The sequence below is a fragment of the Blautia sp. AF19-10LB genome, from assembly GCF_003461245.1.
Taxonomy (GTDB): domain Bacteria; phylum Bacillota; class Clostridia; order Lachnospirales; family Lachnospiraceae; genus Blautia_A; species Blautia_A intestinihominis.
Map to the genome: position 1 here is coordinate 20,106 of NZ_QTWS01000015.1, position 18,827 is coordinate 38,932.

An 18,827-nucleotide genomic window follows, 5' to 3' on the forward strand; every position below is an offset into this window, starting at 1 on the left:
AAATGAATTACGAAGAACTTAAAAACCTGGCTTTAGAATCAGGATTTACGCATGCAGCACCGCTGGATACTGCAACCATCGAATTAAAACAGGACGTCCGGGACATGTGTGCCCAGGGATGCCAGCAGTATGCCAAACGCTGGAGCTGTCCTCCTGGGTGTGGAACTCTGGATCAGCTTCGTGGAAGTATTTATTGTTATAAAGAGGGAATTCTTGTACAGACTGTTACAAAATTAGAAGATGAATTTGACTGGGATGGCATGATAAAGGCGCAGAATCTTCACCAGGAACATTTCCTTGCGTTCCTCGAGAAACTCCACGCCTCTCATTTTTCTTTCCTGCCACTCGGAACCGGATGCTGCATGCTCTGCAAAACCTGCACCTACCCGGATGCACCCTGCCGCTTCCCGCGAAAAAGAATCTCTTCGATGGAAGCATGCGGTATGCTGGTATCGGAAGTATGTCAGAAGAATAACCTGAAATACTATTATGGTCCGAATACGCTTGCGTATGTGGCATGTGTGCTGATGTGAGATTTATTGTAACTGTGAGGGTACTGAACAGTTACGATTTATTTACATTTTCTCCGGCACAATCTCCAGCCAGTATCCATCTGGATCAGTGATGAAATAAATTCCCATTGCCGGATTCTCGAAGCAGATGCATCCCATCTCTTCGTGTTTCTTGTGGGAGGCTTCCATATCGTCTGTCGTAAATGCAAGATGAATCTCGTTGTCTCCCAGATCATAATGATCCTTCTCCCAGTCTCTCAGCCAGGTAAGCTCCAGTTCAAATCCGGTCTTGCCATCGCCAAGATATGCCAGAATAAAACTTCCGTCCTCGGCTTCTTTACGTCTCACTTCCTTAAGGCCAAGTGCCTCCTCATAAAATTTAATGGACTTGTCCAGATCCATAACGTTGTAGTTGTAGTGTGCAAACTGAAAATTCATGTTGATGTTCCTCCTTATTTTAAATATTTTCTCCTAATAGTTCATCGATTTGCATAATCTTCTCCTTATCTTTTCTCAATTATAACAGATTTCCAGTTATTTCTGAAATAGAATTATCTCACAGGTATTATTTCTCAGCAGTAATCTTAATATCCCCATCCTCACTCTTAAGTTCCAGGGAATCCTGTGGTTTATTTTCTGTGGTGAGTACCTGTTCATCGTCCTCATCTGTCATTACTTTTCCAAGAGTTTCCGGGATGTCGATATCACTTGCCTCTGCCTCTATAGAAAGACCCTCAACCACTTCTTTCGGAATACTAAGCTTGATGTCTCCCAGACTGCATGTGATTTTGTTTTTGCCCTGAAATACAGTGTTCTCTGCTTTTACATCTCCGTCATCCAGTGTAATCTGGCTATTTGTGACAGAAGTGTTTTTGAGATGCAGATCTCCGAGTTCCATTTCCATCTCAAGGGAATTCAATGCACTGTCTTTAATTTTCACATCACCATCAGAACAGGAGATCACTGCCTTTTTTACTCCCAGAGATTCAATGTCAAGATCGCCATATCCCATCTTGCAGGAAAAACTACTCAAGTCGTTTTTTTTCGGAATATAGATTGTCACCTTATTAGAGTTCTCGATCACATGGCTCTGGCCAAGCATCTCCTGAAGAAAGTTAATATCAATGTGGATATATGAATACGACTCATGCCCCTGCTTCTCCACAATATTCAATGTATCATCCTGAACCTGATAGGAAAGCGGAAGCATTCCGTCATTTGTTTCAATATTATAAGCAATATAGAAATTATCATCATCCGATTCTTTCACATCCAGATCCAGATTCCGAAGATCGATATTCACGGCAGAAAACGCATCGAGCTTTGTCTTGCTCAAGATCGCATGACTGTCGCTTGAATCCATCGTTGCAGTTCCGCTGATTCTGTTCAGGTCTGCTGATTTTATATAATTTCTACCGCCTGATGCAACGCCAACACCAAAGAACAGAATACCCACTGCACAAAAGATACCACCGACTGCCAGTAAACGCTTATTTGTTTTTTTCATGATTTTTACCCCTCTTTCCAGCTAATACCTGGGCCAGCTTGACAAGAAGCATGCCTGTCCATTTACAAAGATAAATTCCGAGGATATACAGAAGGATCGCACATCCGATTCCAAAGAGTCCGCAGCCAGTCACTGTCAGTGCGCCTGATAACGAATACGGGAAGGAAACAAGTCCTCTCAGCAACAGTTTACCACCAATCAGTAACACGCCGAATGCAGCAATAAAATCACTGAAGATCACACAGACAACACAAATCGCAACTGCAAAAAGTACTGCAAGCAATGCGATAAAAAGCGGCACTGTCACAGGCGTTGACAGGATTGCAAGAACCGAGAGCGTGATAATTCCTTTTTTACTCTTTTTCTCCTCAATATCTGTGTCCTGTTCCTGTAACTTTCTATCCAGAAGATTACACATCAGATCCGCAGCCGCTTCCTTCGGAGTTCCCAGTTCCTCCATCAGTTTCTGCTGACCTTCTTCGTCCGTATCGCTGAAATATTCATTAAAATATTCAATTGCATCTTCATAATCCTGCTTCGGAAGTTTACGAAGATATTTCTGCAATTTCGCCATATATTCTTCTCTGGTCAATTTCTGATCCTCCCTTCAATGATTCCGTCAATCGTATCTCTGTAAGAAACCCACTCTTTGTGAAGATACACCAGTTGTTCTTTGCCGGAATCGGTGATAGAATAATACTTGCGTTTACGTCCCTGAAATTCCTGAGAATAGGTTGTGAGATAACCGTTTTTTTCAAGTTTCTTCAGGATGGGATATAGAGTGGATTCTTTGATATCAGCCACGATCTTGACGGTCTGGCTGATCTCATATCCGTAGGAATCCTGTGATTCTACAACAGACAGAATCAGAAACTCTATAAGTAATGCTGATACGGGATAATACATCCGATCACCTCCATAAATAATATGTAAAATAATTATATATAAAAATTTTATATATAAAATATATACATATTCATACTAAAAGTCAAGGAGTTTTTTAACCAATGAAGAAAAAAGCATTTAAAGCCGCGTTTCCATACACGATTCCTATCGGTATAGGTTTCCTTTTTCTGGGAATGTCCTACGGATTTATGATGCAGAGCAAGGGATTTTCCGTATGGTATCCATTCTTTATGAGTATGTTTATCTTTGCGGGCTCCATGGAATTCGTGACAGCCAATCTTCTGCTATCGGCATTCAGTCCGATCGCAGCTTTCTTTCTGGCACTGATGGTCAATGCCAGACATTTATTTTACGGACTTTCCATGCTGGATAAGTACAAAAATACCGGCTGGAAAAAGTTCTACCTGATCTTCGGCATGTGTGATGAATCTTTCACCGTCAACTGTACAGTAACGCCGCCGGATGATGTAGACAGGGGATGGTTCATGTTCTTTGTCAATCTGTTAAATCAGATCTACTGGGTATCTGCTGCTACAGCGGGAGCACTTCTCGGATATGTGGTCCACTTCGATACAACAGGAATTGATTTTGTCATGACCGCCCTGTTTGTTGTAATGTTCCTGAACCAGTGGGAAGAAGCCAAAGATCATCGTCCTGCTCTGGTAGGGCTGATCTGCTCCGCTGTCTGCCTTCTGATCTTCGGAAGCAGCAATTTCATCGTTCCGTCCATGATCTTCATCATCGTATGCTTTACAGCAGAACGTAAACTCTCAAAGAAACCGGAGGTGGCTGCGAAATGACAATGACAACAACACAGGCGATCAGCACCATTGCGGCAGTTGTCCTTGGAACAATGGCAACACGTTTTATCCCATTCATTATTTTCCCGGAGGGCAAAAATCCACCGGAATTCATCAAGTACCTTGGAACGGTACTCCCATATGCAGCAATCGGGCTTCTCGTTATCTATTGTCTGAAAGACGTCCCTGCAAGCAGTACACATGGACTTCCTGAAGCAATTGCAATTGTTTTTATCGTACTGCTCCACAAATGGAAAAAGAGCACTCTTCTGAGTATCGGCGGCGGCACTGTCCTGTATATGGTACTGGTCCAGACCGTTTTTCGCTGAATTTCTTTGCCCAAACAAAAAAACTCGGTATCGATCGAACATTCTGTGTCCGGTCGATACCGAGTTTTGTATTTACTCAGCAATCTCATTGATCGCTTCTACTGTTTTGTTGTACTGATTTTTTACTTCTGCGTATAATGCCTCATATCCATTCAGTTCTCTTCCGCGAAGTTTCTCTGTCAGCGCTTCACCTGGTTTGTAAAGATTGTCAAAGCCAAGGTTCAAACATATGCCTTTCAGTGTATGTGCAGCACGGAATGCGCGTTCTGCGTCCCCCTGCTCGATTGCATCTGTAAGATCCTGGAAGCTTGGGTCTTTGAGGAATTTTACAGCAAATTTCTTGATCAGCATTTCATTTCCAAGTCTGGATAAAACTCCGTCATAATTTGCGCCCATTTTTTCATAACTTTCTCTAACTGTCATTCTGTATATTCTCCTTTAATTCTTATTGGTAAAATGCATTATGATTAATTAATACCCCTGTGATCTTTATCAGTCAGACATTTTCTGAGGTAAGAGTTTACGTGTTTGTCAATCATATTTCCGTTTTGCCCCCCCCCAATAAAATCAAGGTCTGTATCATTTTCAATTTCTGAACATTCTTTCTGGATATCCTGTGTGATAGATTCCATCAGATGTTCTTTGGTACTTTCATATTCTTCCAATTCTCTCATTATATTGCGTTTATAAGAAGCATTGTAATCTTCACTTACTACGATGCTGTCCCTTACCTTCTCCTGTGCTTCTACAAGACACTTCAGAAGGATCGGATTGAAGGCTCCACATTCGCCGTTAAGAATCATTCGCATTGCTTCTCTGTGCGTATACTTCTTCTTATAAACCCGCCTGCTGACAAGCGCATCATAAACATCTGCCAGTGCAACGACCTGTGCGGAAAGAGGAATATCATCTCCCTTCAATCCGTCTGGATAGCCTTTACCGTCATATCTCTCATGATGCCATCTGCATATCTGATAAGCAATCTTGACAAATTCTTCATCCTTGAAGATTTCCATGTTTTCCAGCATGGAGGCACCGATCACTGTATGTTCCTTGACGATCTCTGTCTCCTCCGGTGTCAGCTTGCCTGCCTTGTTCAGTATCTTGCCATCAATGCCGATTTTTCCGATATCGTGAAGAGAAGCCGCTGTCGTGATCATCAGTCTGTCTGACCATGAAACATTGTACTTATCCGTAACCTGAACCAGCTGTTCCAGAAGGATTCCTGTCAGGATATTTACATTCAGGACATGTCGTCCACTTTCGCCATTTCGGAATTCTACGATCTGGCTTAAAATCTCGATCAGGATACGGTTATTCTTCTCTTTCTCATATACCTGATTGGTGATCAGGGCGATCAGCTTGCGCTGCTTCGCATAAAGTTTGATCGTATTAAATACTCTCCGATGAACAACTTCTGCATCAAATGGTCTGTTGATGTAATCAGATACACCCATCTCGTAGGCTTTCTTGACACTGGTCGCAGAATCCTCACTGGAGATCATGATTACCGGAATATCATCAATCCACTGATATTTATTCAGAAACTCCAGAACCTCAAATCCATCCATGACAGGCATCACAATATCGAGAAGCACCAGCGAGATACTGGTTCCATATTTCCTGATGACAGAAATACATTCCTCACCATTCTCTGCCTCCAGGATCTCAAATTCATCTCCCAGAATTGCTGACAGGATCTCTCTGTTCATCTCTGAATCATCGACGATCAGAATCTTATATTTATGAATAGATGATGTATTTGTCAGTGCCGGTGTTTCGTTCAGCAGGTCTCCCTCGGTCACTACCATGTTCTTGGTTGTCTTTGCCTGATACATATACTGATCTGCCCTGCGTATTGCTGACTCTATTGTCCCGCGTGTAGACAATACCCCGCCTATGCTGACAGACATACGAAGCTGTAAATACCCGGGTACTTCTGCGATATGTATCGCTTCCTGTATCTGTTTCAGTTTCTTGCGGAAAGAGGATTCCAGAATATCCGGCATTACCAGAAGAAATTCATCACCGCCAAATCGAACCAGCATATCTGTCTTACGGATATTGTTTCGTATAATCTTGACAACCGTCTCCAGGACAAGATCTCCTGCATTATGTCCATAAGTATCATTATAAAACTTAAAGTCATCCAGGTCGATCATTGCAACCCCGGCAACCATATCAACAGATTTGAGCTGATCCTCATAGTAACGCCTGTTATATGCACCTGTCAATGCATCCATATACAGTTCTCTGTCGTACCGGATCAGTTTCTTGAGCATCTCATCGCGCTCTTTCTTGCTTACCAGCGCATCTCCGTCCAGTTTGTTTACCAGTTCTGCCACGTATGGAACGCCATCGATCTTGATATATTTGGACACTACCTGGAAAATGCCATCATCTATAAATTCAAGTTTTGTTCTCTTACCTTTTTCTGCAAAGGCCGCCCTGGAAATGCAGTTATCACAACGGGAATTCTTATTCCAGAGTGCATAGCATTCACATCCCTCTGACATATCTGTACTTCCCTGAAGCCTTCCGGTTCGCAGTTCCTCCTCGTTAAGAAGGCGTACAATTGAAAATACTTTCTTCAGTTCTTTGAGCATGACTTCCCATTCATGCCTGGTCATATCATTTTCGTTTTGTGCTTCCATGGCATCCTTTCTTTTGCATACTTCTTTGCGTCTCCTATAAGATTATATTATACCATTCTCAATTTTGCCCGTAAAGAAATTTAAGGAATCTTCTTATTATTTTCTGCTTTTCTTTTTGCTTTTTTTACTGCCATTTCCAGCTTTCTTGATATTTTTTCTCTTTTTTTGAAGTCTGCTTTTTTTACGTCTGAATATCAGACTTGCGCCATAGAGTATTATCAGGAAAAATATCCCCTTCACTACATTTATAACGGTATGATCTGGTGTCGTTTCTTTCTGCTCTTCCGGAACTGTCTGCACTTTTTCCGTGTCGACAGATTCTTCCTCTGCCTCTATCTCCTGTGTCTGCTGTTCCAGATATGCAAATCCATAATTAAAAAGCTTGATCGTATCTGTATAATGTGTCATCTCACTTTTTAATACTACTGCGATCAGATTTTTATCGTCTTTCCTGGCTGCTGTTACTAAGGTATTTCCTGCTGCATCCGTGTAACCGGTTTTTCCTGCATAGGCATACTTATAAGAATAGTCTGTCCCATTCAAAAGCTGATGTTCCATTTCAACGATACAGCCGTTCGGATTATTCAAAGTTACCGGAAGCTGGTATGTCTTTGCCGATGCAATTTCCCTTACAGTGTCATTAGAAAAAGCGGCTGCTGCGATCTTGGCCATATCTTCCGCTGTAACCTTCTGCTCTTCTGCATTTAGTCCGGAAGGGTTCACAAAATTACTGTCTGTGCATCCCAGTTCCTGTGCCTTTTCATTCATATGTTCTGCAAATTTCTCATTACTTCCGGCAACATATTCCGCAAGCGCATTAGCCGCCTGATTGGAAGATTTCAACAGCATTGCATACATACAGTCTTCTACTGTCAGTTTATCGCCCGTTTCTAACTGAAGTGCATTTCCACTCCCTTCTTCCACTCCATAGACAGCATCGTACGAAAAAATAACGATATCATCCAGCTTTCCTTCCTCCGCTGTCACCAGTGCTGTCAGAAGTTTTACAATACTTGCGGGATATAATTTTTCTTTTCCATTCTTCTCATACAAAATATCTCCACTGTCCATATCCATTACAACTACAGCCTGTGATTCGATCACCGGTTCTTTCAATGTCTGTGCCCAGATATTCTGTGTAAACAGAATCCCTGATAAAATGCCTATTGTCAAATGAATTCCTTTTATCATGTTTCCATCCTGCAATTATTTTTTTATCTGATTATATCATATTTTCTTAATTATTACGAAATATTTTTTTAACAATTATAACATGTATATAATATAGTATTCTGCAATAACTGCCCAAAAATACATCAGACCCGCGGAAACAGCATTTTGCCCCGTATGTCTCGGGATTTTGCCATTATTCATTGCAAAACACCTCGCGGGATACTACCTGTGAACAGTTACATTTGTCGTTCAATTCACAATATTGTGAATAAATTTTCACTGGTAGAATGGTGTCGTTTGTGGTAATCTAAGAATAGATATTTTATAAAAAATTGTAACTGTTCACGTGATAATGGTTGCAATAAATTTTGATTCAGAAGGGAGAATCCAAATGCTTCAGGATGATTTTATACTGCGCCAGATCCGTGAAATGGTTCATGCTGTTATGAAAATGCTGTTTCAGGTAAGCGCATCCGAGCTTACCCCGGAAGTGATCGAAGACAGTACTGCCAGAACGACTCTTGAGAATCTGATCGCTCTGACCGATGAGGGTAAGATTGACGAGGCAGAGAACCAGTTATACGAAATGACCTGTGATGGTGACCGCCAGAATCTGGAGATCGGTCTTCTTTTTTATTATAATCTTAATGGAAAGGACGATGACTTCCTGGAAGTCCACAATTTCAGCCGTGAAGAGATCATGACCGGAATTCAGGATCTTGCTGACCGTTATCAGCTCAGTGGAATTGCGGAAGCATTCCGCACAGAAATCTTATAATGCTTATAAGGGAGGGATTTTTATGGAATCAAGAATGACCAAAATCAGTGCACGCGGCGACAAGAAAATTCAGCTTAAGGTAATTCCTGGACATTTTGCAACACCGCAGTCTCACATCACCCATTATCTGGACCTTACCACTATGCGTTCCAGAAGTTCAGAGGCACTTCGTGTCGCAGAGGCACTGGCTGCCAACTATGAAACAAGTATTCCTGTTGATACGATCATCTGTATGAGCGGACTGGAGGTTGTCGGTGCATACCTGGCAGAGACACTTACCAGAGCTGGTGTATATTCTATGAACTCACACCAGACTATTTATATCACTGCTCCGGAATACAATAACTCTGGTCAGATCATTTTCCGTGACAATATCCAGCCAATGATCAAGAACAAGAACATCCTGATCCTGGATGGTTCTATCACAACAGGCGAAACTCTGTCCCGTGCGATCGAGAGTATCTTGTACTACGGCGGCACGATCCGTGGTATCGCTGCAATTTTCAGTGCAGCTACCAATATTGCCGGACTGCCTGTTTATAGTATTTTTGATCACAGGGATCTTCCAAATTATGGTTCGTATCCTGCTTCCACCTGTCCTTTATGTGCCCAGAAACAGAAACTGGATGCATTGGTAAATGGCTTCGGTTATTCCAAGATCTAAGCTGTTAAAAAGGGCCGCAAGGCCCTTTTTTTCTGGCAAAAATACCTTCTATACTTTCAAACACGAGGAGTTTTATTATGAATAAAAAAGAAATATCAGAAATCAAGAAACAGTTTACCCCCAACAACTGCGCCATCACACGAATCTGCGGCTGCTACGTTGACGGAGAAAAAAACAAAAAGACCAAGCTGAAAGAAGCATTTCTTTCTCTCTCCGAAGAAGAAATGTTCAAATACTTTGAAATCTTCAAGAAAACTCTTTCCGGTACTGTCGGCAAGAACCTGATCAATATGGAATTTCCTCTCGAGCAGGAAAAAGAAGGCGGCACACAGGAATTCCTTCTTCGTCTGCGCGGCAGTAAGTTACAGGATGATGCTATCCTGGATGAATTCTATGACAAAGTGATCGAATCTTACGATTACGGTGAGAATTATTATATCATCCTGATCCACGCTGTATACGATATCCCTGGTAAATCTTCTGATGGTCAGGAAATGTTTGATGCTTCCGATGAGATCTATGATCATATTCTGTGCAGCATCTGCCCTGTAAACCTTTCCAAAGCAGGTCTCTGCTACAATGCAGAAACCAACAATATCGAGGACCGCATCCGTGACTGGATCGTAGAAATGCCGGATCTTGGATTCCTGTTCCCGGTATTTAATGACCGCAGTACAGATATCCACGGACTTCTCTACTACTCCAAGAACGCAGAACAGCTCCGCAGTACTTTCGTAGATGAACTGTTTGGCTGCGATACACCGCTGTCTGCCGGAGGCCAAAGGGATTCTTTTAATGCCCTTGTAGAAGAAACTCTGGGCGAGGACTGTGCTTACGATACCGTCATGAATATCCACGAAAAACTGAACGAATGGGTTGAAGCACAGAAGGATTCTCCTGAACCCGCTGTTCTCACCAAACCAGAAGTGAAACGTCTCTTCGAGGAATGCGGTGTCGAAGAAGAAAAAATGGAAACTTTCGACCAGTGCTACGAAGCCACCGCCGGTGAGAATGCATCCCTGATGGTATCCAACATTACCAACACCCGCCGGACCGAGATCAAAACCCCGGATGTCGTCATCCACGTAGACCCGGACCGCGCGGCGTTAATTGAAACCCAGATTATTGATGGACGTAAATGTATCGTGATTCCGATGGAGGGTGATGTTGAGATCAATGGTATCCATGTGACGGGAAGTTTTTCTGAGGATAATGCGGAGGAAATTTAATATCCTTACATAATAGAGCCCCGCAGCGAATGCTGCGGGGCTCCGATTTTTACGATTTTTTATTCGTAAATTCCATTCACAGTAACATCAAATACTGCTTCTTTTCCATTAAGCTCATCCACACCATAATCATCCGGGAAGGTTACGGTTACTTCTACTTCATCTCCTGGGTGAGCACCTACGAGCTGATCTTCAAAGTTATCAATATAGCTTCCAGAACCGATCACAAGGTCTGTTCCCTTTCCATCAGTGCTTCCACGATCGAATGCTGTACCATCGATCTTACCAACATAATCAATGTTTACAGTATCTCCGTCTTTGACTGTCAGAGATGTGTCTGTGCTGTAGGAAGGTGCTTCCGTAGCTTCTGGTGTTGTTGTTGCACTTGCTGCCTCAGTAGCTTCCGGTGTTGTTGTTGCACTTGCTGCCTCTGTAACTTCTGGAGTCTCAGTAGCGTCTGCCTCCGGTGTCTCTGTTACCTCAGTATCTTCTGTTGTATCAGCAGCTTCCTCGGTCGGCTCCGGTGTTGCGGTTGGCTGATTATATTTATGGTTATCTGTTACTTTGAGAGTCTTGAGAACTTTCTTCTCTTCTTTGATATCTGCATCTTCCATCCACTTGTCAGTAGTCTCTGTATACAGATCCTGCTCTCTTGTAGAAATGATAGACTCTTTCTTGGTCTCTGTTGCTTCTTCATCGTTTTTCTGATTCAGTTTTACAACATAGTATGCTGTATCTGTTTCGATCACGTCCGGAGCAACTTCTCCATCATCGAGTGTTCTGAGGACTTTGATCACTTCATCCGGATAAGTACTGCTGGATGTACTGCTGTCTTCCTCAGAATCCTCATTCTCGGAATCTTCATCATCACTGGTATCATTTGCATCAAAAGTACCTTCCAGTGAAGAATAAGAATCATCTACAGATTTGGCGATCTCATCGAAATCTCCCTCTGGATCCTTGGTCAGTTCATCCTGGATCTTCTGTGCATCTTCTTTCTTCTGCTTAATCTCATCATCGCTTAAATCTGCTGTGCTGATACTTACATAACTGAAAGAAGACTGCTGTGCTTCCTCATCAGAAACATCCTTGTCTACATCTGCAATGATCGGATCATGAATTCTCTGTTTGTATGTCTCAAGTTCCAGGAAGGTTTTGACCTGATCTTCTGTAACTGCCAGGTCTGCAATTGCCTCATCAGAGTTTGCTTCCATAAAGGAAGCGGCTGCTTCTTCGATTGCTTTCTCATCATCATCTGTCAGTTCTACATCATAATCAGCTGCTTTTTCTTTCATGATGTACATAAGTTCTACGTCTTCGAGGGCCTGTTCTACAAGCTGTTCACCATAGGTCTTGCCTTTCTCTGCTTCTGTATCCCAGATATCAAAATCAGAGCCGCCCATATAACTTCTGTACATAGCTTCTGTCTGCATCTGACCGTCTCTGACAGAAAGGCTTACAACGCCCAGCGGGATCTCTGTTCCATCTACTGTAGCAACCGTCTTGCTTCCGTCTAATTTCTTCTCACCGCATCCGGTAAGCATTCCTGCAGCCATAATGCCTGCCATAGCAACAACGGCTGTTTTTTTTGTCATTTCCTTCATATTTTCCTCCATGATTACCTGAATTCAATAGTATGAGTATAAACTTTTTTCCCCTTCAGGGCAAGGATTATCCATAAGAAACGCTGTTTTTTCACAAAATAGACACGTTTCGTTCCTGACTGACTTTACTCCTCCACCAGTTTCTCCAGTTCATTCAGAAAATCCGTAAGTGCTGTCAGAAGATTTCCGACCGGTGTCAGGATAAATTTCGGTTCCTGCTCATTCTTGAACTGAAGTCCGCGTCTGTATTTCTGCATCAGTTCCGGGAAACCTGCCGGATTCAGTTTCGCACGCTCATACAAAGTGATCTTCAGATCTTTGCCCATCTGCTTGATCTCCGTCACATAGCTTCTGTGTGCAAGAGCTTTGATCCGGGCAATCGTCAGAAGGTTCAGCACTGCCTTCGGCGGCTCTCCAAATCGATCCAGAAGTTCCTCCAGCATATCATCATAATCCTGCGTTGTCTCAATCCCTGCTGTCCTCTTATAGATGTTCAGTTTCTGGTACTCATTGCTGATATAGGTATCCGGAATAAAGGCATCCATATTCAGATCGATCGTTGTTTCAAAGTCCTCCATCGTGTGGATTCCCTTTGCCTCCTTGACCGCCTCACTGAGCATCTTGCAGTAGAGATCATATCCGACAGCATTCATATGTCCGTGCTGCTCCGCACCAAGAAGATTACCTGCACCACGAAGTTCCAGGTCCCTCATCGCGATCTTGAATCCACTTCCGAGGTCTGTATACTCACGAATCGCAGACAGTCGTTTCTCTGCTGTCTCTTTGAGCATCGTATTCCTTCGGTACATCAGAAATGCATATGCGGTACGGTTGGAACGTCCGATCCTTCCTCGAAGCTGATACAGCTGTGACAATCCATAACGGTCTGAGTCATGGATGATCATGGTATTTACATTTGAAATATCCAGCCCCGTCTCTATGATCGTTGTGGAAACAAGCACATCGATCTCACCATTGATAAACGCATACATAACCGCTTCCAGTTCTCTCTCACTCATCTGTCCATGCGCAAAATCAATCCGCGCATCCGGGATCAGTTTGGAAAGACGCGCCGCCACATCCGCAATATCATTGACTCTGTTGTATACATAATAAACCTGACCGCCCCTTCGGAGCTCTCGGTTGATTGCCTCACGGACAGTCTCTTCATCGTACTCCATAACATAAGTCTGGATCGGAACGCGGTCCATCGGTGGCTCCTCCAGAACACTCATGTCACGGATCCCTATCATACTCATATGAAGTGTTCGTGGAATCGGCGTTGCCGTCAGTGTCAGTACATCAACGTCTTTCTTGAGCTGCTTGATCTTTTCCTTATGGACAACGCCAAAACGCTGTTCCTCGTCAATGATCAGCAGACCAAGGTTTTTGAAAGTGACATCTTTTGACAGGACTCTGTGTGTTCCTACAATTATGTCAACCTGTCCTTTTTTGAGATCACTGATCGTCTTCTGCTGCTGAGAAGGTGTACGGAAACGGCACAGAAGATCCACACGTACCGGAAACTCATTCATACGCTGTACAAAGGTGTTATAGACCTGCTGTGCAAGAATGGTAGTAGGTACCAGGTAAACGACCTGCCGGCTCTCCTGCACGGCTTTAAACGCCGCACGAAGCGCAACCTCTGTCTTGCCATATCCAACGTCTCCGCACACAAGACGATCCATGATCTTGGTACTTTCCATATCTTTCTTGGTGTCCTCAATCGCAGCAAGCTGATCTTCAGTTTCCTCATACGGGAACATTTCTTCAAACTCTCTCTGCCATACAGTATCCGGACCGCATACATACCCTTCTTTTTCCTGGCGGACCGCATAAAGTTCCACCAGTTCTTTCGCGATATTCTGGACTGCACCTTTCACTCTGGATTTTGTCTTTTTCCATTCCTGACCGCCAAGACGGTTCAGCTTCGGCGGTTTTGCAGTCTCCGATCCCGCATATTTCTGAAGCGCATCAAGCTGTGTTGCAAGGATATACAGATTACTGCCGTTGCGGTATTCGATCTTGATATAATCTTTTGCAACTTTATCCACCGCAACCTTCTCAATACCACGGTAGATTCCCAGCCCATGTTTTTCATGAACTACAAAATCTCCAATCGAAAGTTCCGAGAAATCCTGAATACGTTTTCCATTGTATTCTTTCTTTTTCTTACGCTTCTTCTGCTCTTTTCCAAAAATGTCAGTTTCTGTGATAATCGCAAATTTGATAAACGGATATTCAAATCCCTTACGTGCATGACCATAAGCGACCATGATCTCGCCCGGTTCCAGCACACGGTCAAAATCCTGTCCGTAAAAAGCACTTAATCCCTCATCCTGCAGATCCTTCGCAAGACGCTCCGCTCTTGTCCTTGAACCGGAAAGAAGCACGATCTGATATCCCTGTTTCTTGTACTGTCGGAGATCTTTGACGAGAAGTTCAAAACTACTCTGATAAGAACTCATGGATTTGACTGTCAGGTTAAACTGCTCTGTAATCTTCCAGTCTGCCCTCTTTGGTTCCATCAGTGATACAGAAATGCAGTTTCGATTATTCAGCTTGTGATTCAGATCTTCCCATCTGCACATCCAGTTCTGGGAAATATTTTCTTCACCTTTCTGCTGACGGTTTTCACAGCTCTGACGAAATTCCTCTTCTACTGCTCTGGCATTTTCCTCCAGGCGGTTCGGCTCATCAAGAAAAACAAGACTGTTTTTTTCTGCAAAATAATCAAGAAAAGAAACGCCGCCCTTTTCTGCCGGCTGTTCTGTCGCCGGATAGATCATGATCTCGTCAAGATTTTCCAGGGAACGCTGGCTCTGTGAGTCAAACGTACGGATCGAGTCGATCTCATCTCCCCAGAGTTCGATCCTCCACGGATTTTCTTCGGTAAGGGAATAAATATCCACAATGCCGCCCCGGACAGAAAACTGTCCCGGCATTTCCACCTGACCTACACGCTCATAACCCATATGCACAAGCGCATCTTTGAGTTTATCCATATCCAGCGTACTGTCATTTCGAAAATGGATCAGCTGTTTTTCTATTTTGTCAAGCGGCTGAAGATAATCCATACATCCGTCTATACTCGTGACAACAGTGATGTTTTCTTTCTGTTCCAGCAGAGCTTTGATCACACGCATTCTCTGGCGGATCAGAAGGTTTCCATGAATATCTGCCTGAAAAAAGAGCAGATCTTTCGCCGGATAGTAATATACATTCTTATCATAAAAACGATAATCCTCGTACAGTTCCTTCGCAGCTTTCTCATCTTCTGCCAAAATCAGGTGAGATGTAAAAAGCCCGGAAAGCCCATATATTAAATGAGCTTTCTGGGACTCCATACAACCACTTATCTCCAGTATTCCACGATTACTTTTTGCTTTTGTATAAATTGCTTCCATCTCTGCAAGATTTTGCAGAGGATGCAAAAATGTTTTCATACAACCCCCGGTTTCTTGTTGAATTCATTCATGGCGGCATCCGGACCATCAGACAGGATCAGTTCCACTGCCTTGCATGCACGGTCCTGCGCCTCATCAACGAGTTTGCGGTCTTCACTTCCAAATCTTCCAAGAACATAATCCGCAAGATCCCAGCCCTGCGGCTTGGCACCTACACCGACTTTGATACGCACAAATTTCTGTGTACCGAGCTCCTGAATGATATTTTTGATTCCATTATGCCCTCCGGCACTTCCCTTCTTGCGGATACGAAGCTGGCCCGGATCCAGATCGATGTCATCATAGATCACGATCATCTCTGTTTCCGGGTCAATTTTGAAGTAGTTTGCCATCTCCCGGACCGGACCTCCGCTGAGATTCATATAGGACAGAGGTTTCATCAGGAGAGCAGGCTGCCCTCCGATGATCCCCTTGCCGTACATGGCATTAAACTTCACACCGCCCTGTGGGATCTGGTATTCTTCTACCAGTTTGTCAATCACATCAAATCCCATGTTGTGGCGTGTCGCTTCATACTGCCTTCCGGGATTTCCCAAACCTACGATCAAGTACATTCAAATTTCCTCGCTTAATTAAAGTAAACCATTTCATCTGCCAGTGGCTCGCAGATTTCTACATGATCTGCGTAGAGAACGACACCTTCTTCTCCCTGGTACTCGTTTCTCTTCTCTATAGCAACTTTTGCAGTGACTTCTACCCATGATCCCGGGGCCAGTTTCGGCGCATAAGCACTCTTGCATACATAGCCAAGGAATGTTGTGTCATCTGCACAGCAGGTCATTGCGGTACGTCCCGGAACAAAGAATTTGCTTCCCATTCCGCGCGGTTTCATGACTCTTGCTTTGAATTTGACGGTTTTTCCTTCGTAATTTTCCGGATGGTCCATTGCATCTACAAACCAGATACCATAATCTTCCGGCAGGATGTCAATGACCGGTGCATCCATATCGAATGGCATCTCATCCTGGAAAATATCTCCCATCTCGCCTTCTTCATCCTCAAAGATGACTTCTGCTCTCTGGTTCGCAACCTTGATCCCACGACGGTAAGTCGGCAGCGGATCGTCTTCTTTGCAGCGGTTGAAAATAACCATGTCAGTATTTTTTATCATGTCCATAAAAATGGATTTCATGTTTGCCATATACATCTGGAAAGTGCTGGCATCTACGCAGGTGATCTGCTGTTCTACGCCCCATCCTTCCGGAAGCTGCATTTTTTCGAAATTGCTTACCAGCCACATTCCATTATATTCGATGATAACACGTTCAGGCTGATGAAGGATACTCATTGCTACCAGTCTCTCAGTAGTGAATTCTTCTTCACTTTCGATGATCTCTACAACTGTATTATTTTTTTTGAGTGCAGCCTCATCGTATTCTTCTTCTCCTTCTTCGCAGAGGATCAGAAGGGTCTTTCCATCAATGTGGAAATAATCCTGCTGAAGAGTAAAATTCAGGAAAGAAGTCTTTCCACTTTCAAGGAAACCTGTCATTAAATAAATCGGCACTTTGATTTCTTCCATAGTCTGTATGATCCTCCGTTATTACAGGCCAAAAAGCTCAGCCAGTTTGTCCTCGTTGAGTTTGGAACCGATTACGCAGAGACGTCCTGTATATTCCGGTGCCCCGCTGCGGATCTCTGTTTCTTCCGGAACCATATCAAAGTAGATCCATGTTCCGTCTTCTGCCGGAAGCATTCCTTTCGCACGAAGGATGATTCCATATTCTTCTGTCTCAGACAGTGTCTCAAGGATCTTTTCAAGATTTTCTCTTGTGTATTTCTTAATTGTCTCACGGCCCCAGCTTGTGAAAACTTCGTCTGCATGATGATGGTGATGATGGTCATGTCCGCAGCCGCATTCATCATGGTCGTGATCGTGATGATGATCGTGGTCATGATCATGTCCGCAGCCACACTCTTCATGGTCATGGTCATGATGATGGTGCTCATGTTCCTCGTGATCGTGGTCATGGTCATGTCCGCAGCCACACTCTTCATGGTCATGGTCGTGATGATGGTGCTCATGTTCCTCGTGATCGTGGTCATGATGATGTTCATGCTCTTCGTGATCATGGTCGTGATGGTGATGTCCATGCTCATGAACATGTCCGCATTCCGGGCAAACTTCTTCTTCCATCATTTCCTGTTCCAGAGATACCGGATGTTCCATAACTTCCAGGATCTTTGCACCTTCCAGTTTCTCGATCGGTGTGGTGATGATTGCTGCCTTCGGGTTGATCTCACGAAGAAGCTCCATTGCAGCCTGTGCTTTTGCTTCATCTACGATATCGGTACGGCTCATGATGATCGCACCTGCATATTCAACCTGGTTATTGAAAAATTCACCAAAGTTTCTCATATACATTTTGCATTTCTTTGCATCTACAACAGTTGTGTAGCTGTTAAGAACCAGTCCTGTCTCTTCTGCAACACCCTGAACTGCTTTGATAACATCTGACAGTTTGCCGACACCTGATGGCTCGATCAGGATTCTATCCGGATGATATTTGCTGATAACTTCCTTAAGGGATGCACCAAAATCGCCAACCAGTGAGCAGCAGATACAGCCGGAGTTCATCTCACGGATCTCAATTCCTGCTTCTTTAAGGAATCCACCGTCAATACCGATTTCACCAAATTCGTTCTCGATCAGTACAACCTGCTCACCTTTGAAAGCATCTTTGAGAAGTTTTTTGATCAGTGTTGTTTTACCGGCTCCAAGGAAACCGGAGATAATATCAATTTTTGTTCTTTCCATGATATATGCATGTCCTTTCTTATTTCGATTGTTTCATTAAGCTAACTCATAACGTAGCTTGACCAGGAAGTGCATGCACCCCCTGGTTAAATTTACCTTTTAATATGGTAATGGGGACATGAACCAGTCACGCCCCCACTGCATTTATTGTCTGATCAGCCGTTGATCATGAAGTTCAGAAGTTTATCAATGTCTTCTTTCTCGTAAGCAACGATCTCAAGTTCCGGGATCTCTCCGCCTGAGAAGATGTTTGCCAGAGATACATACTGGGATAATTTGGATTTGAGGTTCAGTCTGTCTCCCTCACCTGTTACAAGTTCTACTCTGCCTGTGCAGCTATCTACTACTTCGAAAAATTTCTCAACGTCTTTAATATTGGATACTTTCATCTTAGTTCTCCTTTCGAGATCTTATTATCAATTCCTATTTACTTTGTAATTCGCGCT

General features: G+C 43.4%; 19 protein-coding genes. 6 read left to right on the top strand and 13 right to left on the bottom strand.

The window, feature by feature from the left end; all coding sequences use genetic code 11:
- Positions 1–2: 2 nt before the first annotated feature.
- Positions 3–533, top strand: coding sequence for a DUF2284 domain-containing protein (locus DWX28_RS09700; protein WP_118252567.1), 531 nt, complete (start codon positions 3–5; stop codon positions 531–533).
- Positions 534–575: 42 nt separating this feature from the next.
- Here the strand turns inward: DWX28_RS09700 and DWX28_RS09705 are convergent, their stop codons facing one another.
- The 4 genes from DWX28_RS09705 to DWX28_RS09720 form a co-directional block, all read right to left on the bottom strand.
- Positions 576–950, bottom strand: coding sequence for a VOC family protein (locus DWX28_RS09705; protein ID WP_118252568.1), 375 nt, complete (start codon positions 948–950; stop codon positions 576–578).
- A 127-nt stretch (positions 951–1,077) separates the two neighbouring features.
- Positions 1,078–2,019, bottom strand: coding sequence for a DUF4097 family beta strand repeat-containing protein (locus tag DWX28_RS09710; protein ID WP_118252569.1), 942 nt, complete (start codon positions 2,017–2,019; stop codon positions 1,078–1,080).
- The gene (locus DWX28_RS09715) at positions 2,003–2,611 is read right to left on the bottom strand and encodes a DUF1700 domain-containing protein (protein WP_022215703.1); all 609 of its coding nucleotides are present in this window, start codon (positions 2,609–2,611) and stop codon (positions 2,003–2,005) included. The genes DWX28_RS09710 and DWX28_RS09715 overlap by 17 nt, the downstream gene beginning before the upstream one ends.
- Positions 2,608–2,925 carry a PadR family transcriptional regulator gene (locus tag DWX28_RS09720; protein WP_022215702.1) on the bottom strand — a complete coding sequence of 106 codons (318 nt, stop codon included), beginning with the start codon at positions 2,923–2,925 and terminating at the stop codon, positions 2,608–2,610. The genes DWX28_RS09715 and DWX28_RS09720 overlap by 4 nt, the downstream gene beginning before the upstream one ends.
- A 101-nt stretch (positions 2,926–3,026) precedes the next feature.
- On the opposite strand from DWX28_RS09720, the gene DWX28_RS09725 reads away from it, so the two are divergent.
- Positions 3,027–3,725 (top strand): AzlC family ABC transporter permease, encoded by a 699-nt coding sequence (locus DWX28_RS09725; RefSeq protein ID WP_022215701.1) that lies wholly within the window; start codon positions 3,027–3,029, stop codon positions 3,723–3,725.
- Positions 3,726–3,727: 2 nt separating this feature from the next.
- A complete protein-coding gene (locus tag DWX28_RS09730) occupies positions 3,728–4,054 on the top strand; it encodes a branched-chain amino acid transporter permease (protein WP_118252596.1) in 327 nt (108 codons plus the stop codon).
- A gap of 72 nt (positions 4,055–4,126) precedes the next feature.
- Here the strand turns inward: DWX28_RS09730 and DWX28_RS09735 are convergent, their stop codons facing one another.
- The 3 genes from DWX28_RS09735 to DWX28_RS09745 form a co-directional block, all read right to left on the bottom strand.
- Positions 4,127–4,477: an Hpt domain-containing protein gene (locus tag DWX28_RS09735; RefSeq protein ID WP_118252570.1), complete on the bottom strand. Its 351-nt coding sequence runs from the start codon at positions 4,475–4,477 to the stop codon at positions 4,127–4,129.
- 44 nt (positions 4,478–4,521) lie between these two features.
- Positions 4,522–6,708, bottom strand: a complete 2,187-nt coding sequence (locus DWX28_RS09740) for a diguanylate cyclase (protein WP_199611815.1) — start codon at positions 6,706–6,708, stop codon at positions 4,522–4,524.
- A gap of 96 nt (positions 6,709–6,804) precedes the next feature.
- A complete protein-coding gene (locus DWX28_RS09745; RefSeq protein WP_022215697.1) occupies positions 6,805–7,899 on the bottom strand; it encodes a D-alanyl-D-alanine carboxypeptidase family protein in 1,095 nt (364 codons plus the stop codon).
- A 373-nt stretch (positions 7,900–8,272) separates the two neighbouring features.
- On the opposite strand from DWX28_RS09745, the gene DWX28_RS09750 reads away from it, so the two are divergent.
- The 3 genes from DWX28_RS09750 (at position 8,273) to DWX28_RS09760 (ending at position 10,552) form a co-directional block, all read left to right on the top strand.
- The gene (locus DWX28_RS09750) at positions 8,273–8,659 is read left to right on the top strand and encodes a DUF6483 family protein (protein WP_022215696.1); all 387 of its coding nucleotides are present in this window, start codon (positions 8,273–8,275) and stop codon (positions 8,657–8,659) included.
- A 22-nt stretch (positions 8,660–8,681) separates the two neighbouring features.
- Positions 8,682–9,323 (top strand): hypothetical protein, encoded by a 642-nt coding sequence (locus tag DWX28_RS09755; protein WP_022215695.1) that lies wholly within the window; start codon positions 8,682–8,684, stop codon positions 9,321–9,323.
- A 77-nt stretch (positions 9,324–9,400) separates the two neighbouring features.
- Complete coding sequence (locus DWX28_RS09760) at positions 9,401–10,552, top strand: DUF4317 domain-containing protein (protein ID WP_118252571.1); 1,152 nt, start codon at positions 9,401–9,403, stop codon at positions 10,550–10,552.
- 59 nt (positions 10,553–10,611) lie between these two features.
- Here DWX28_RS09760 and DWX28_RS09765 read toward each other — a convergent pair whose 3' ends face one another.
- The 6 genes from DWX28_RS09765 to DWX28_RS09790 form a co-directional block, all read right to left on the bottom strand.
- Positions 10,612–12,156 carry a peptidylprolyl isomerase gene (locus DWX28_RS09765; protein ID WP_022215693.1) on the bottom strand — a complete coding sequence of 515 codons (1,545 nt, stop codon included), beginning with the start codon at positions 12,154–12,156 and terminating at the stop codon, positions 10,612–10,614.
- Between the two features lie 125 nt (positions 12,157–12,281).
- Positions 12,282–15,602, bottom strand: coding sequence for a transcription-repair coupling factor (gene mfd / locus DWX28_RS09770; RefSeq protein ID WP_118252572.1), 3,321 nt, complete (start codon positions 15,600–15,602; stop codon positions 12,282–12,284).
- Positions 15,599–16,177, bottom strand: a complete 579-nt coding sequence (pth, locus tag DWX28_RS09775; RefSeq protein ID WP_022215691.1) for an aminoacyl-tRNA hydrolase — start codon at positions 16,175–16,177, stop codon at positions 15,599–15,601. Before pth ends, mfd begins: the two co-directional genes overlap by 4 nt.
- Before the next feature lie 14 nt (positions 16,178–16,191).
- A complete protein-coding gene (locus DWX28_RS09780) occupies positions 16,192–17,145 on the bottom strand; it encodes a TIGR03943 family putative permease subunit (protein WP_022215690.1) in 954 nt (317 codons plus the stop codon).
- Between the two features lie 21 nt (positions 17,146–17,166).
- Positions 17,167–18,381, bottom strand: coding sequence for a CobW family GTP-binding protein (locus DWX28_RS09785; protein ID WP_118252573.1), 1,215 nt, complete (start codon positions 18,379–18,381; stop codon positions 17,167–17,169).
- 155 nt (positions 18,382–18,536) lie between these two features.
- Positions 18,537–18,770: a hypothetical protein gene (locus tag DWX28_RS09790; protein ID WP_022215688.1), complete on the bottom strand. Its 234-nt coding sequence runs from the start codon at positions 18,768–18,770 to the stop codon at positions 18,537–18,539.
- Between the last annotated feature and the right edge of the window lie 57 nt (positions 18,771–18,827).

Bases quoted from the DNA above. Each gene is read 5' to 3' on its own strand.
- DWX28_RS09700 (WP_118252567.1), top strand. From the start codon at position 3: ATGAATTACGAAGAACTTAAAAACCTGGCTTTAGAATCAGGATTTACG.
- DWX28_RS09705 (WP_118252568.1), bottom strand. From the start codon at position 950: ATGAATTTTCAGTTTGCACACTACAACTACAACGTTATGGATCTGGAC.
- DWX28_RS09710 (WP_118252569.1), bottom strand. From the start codon at position 2,019: ATGAAAAAAACAAATAAGCGTTTACTGGCAGTCGGTGGTATCTTTTGT.
- DWX28_RS09720 (WP_022215702.1), bottom strand. From the start codon at position 2,925: ATGTATTATCCCGTATCAGCATTACTTATAGAGTTTCTGATTCTGTCT.
- DWX28_RS09725 (WP_022215701.1), top strand. From the start codon at position 3,027: ATGAAGAAAAAAGCATTTAAAGCCGCGTTTCCATACACGATTCCTATC.
- DWX28_RS09730 (WP_118252596.1), top strand. From the start codon at position 3,728: ATGACAACAACACAGGCGATCAGCACCATTGCGGCAGTTGTCCTTGGA.
- DWX28_RS09735 (WP_118252570.1), bottom strand. From the start codon at position 4,477: ATGACAGTTAGAGAAAGTTATGAAAAAATGGGCGCAAATTATGACGGA.
- DWX28_RS09740 (WP_199611815.1), bottom strand. From the start codon at position 6,708: ATGGAAGCACAAAACGAAAATGATATGACCAGGCATGAATGGGAAGTC.
- DWX28_RS09745 (WP_022215697.1), bottom strand. From the start codon at position 7,899: ATGATAAAAGGAATTCATTTGACAATAGGCATTTTATCAGGGATTCTG.
- DWX28_RS09750 (WP_022215696.1), top strand. From the start codon at position 8,273: ATGCTTCAGGATGATTTTATACTGCGCCAGATCCGTGAAATGGTTCAT.
- DWX28_RS09755 (WP_022215695.1), top strand. From the start codon at position 8,682: ATGGAATCAAGAATGACCAAAATCAGTGCACGCGGCGACAAGAAAATT.
- DWX28_RS09760 (WP_118252571.1), top strand. From the start codon at position 9,401: ATGAATAAAAAAGAAATATCAGAAATCAAGAAACAGTTTACCCCCAAC.
- DWX28_RS09765 (WP_022215693.1), bottom strand. From the start codon at position 12,156: ATGAAGGAAATGACAAAAAAAACAGCCGTTGTTGCTATGGCAGGCATT.
- mfd (WP_118252572.1), bottom strand. From the start codon at position 15,602: ATGAAAACATTTTTGCATCCTCTGCAAAATCTTGCAGAGATGGAAGCA.
- pth (WP_022215691.1), bottom strand. From the start codon at position 16,177: ATGTACTTGATCGTAGGTTTGGGAAATCCCGGAAGGCAGTATGAAGCG.
- DWX28_RS09780 (WP_022215690.1), bottom strand. From the start codon at position 17,145: ATGGAAGAAATCAAAGTGCCGATTTATTTAATGACAGGTTTCCTTGAA.
- DWX28_RS09785 (WP_118252573.1), bottom strand. From the start codon at position 18,381: ATGGAAAGAACAAAAATTGATATTATCTCCGGTTTCCTTGGAGCCGGT.
- DWX28_RS09790 (WP_022215688.1), bottom strand. From the start codon at position 18,770: ATGAAAGTATCCAATATTAAAGACGTTGAGAAATTTTTCGAAGTAGTA.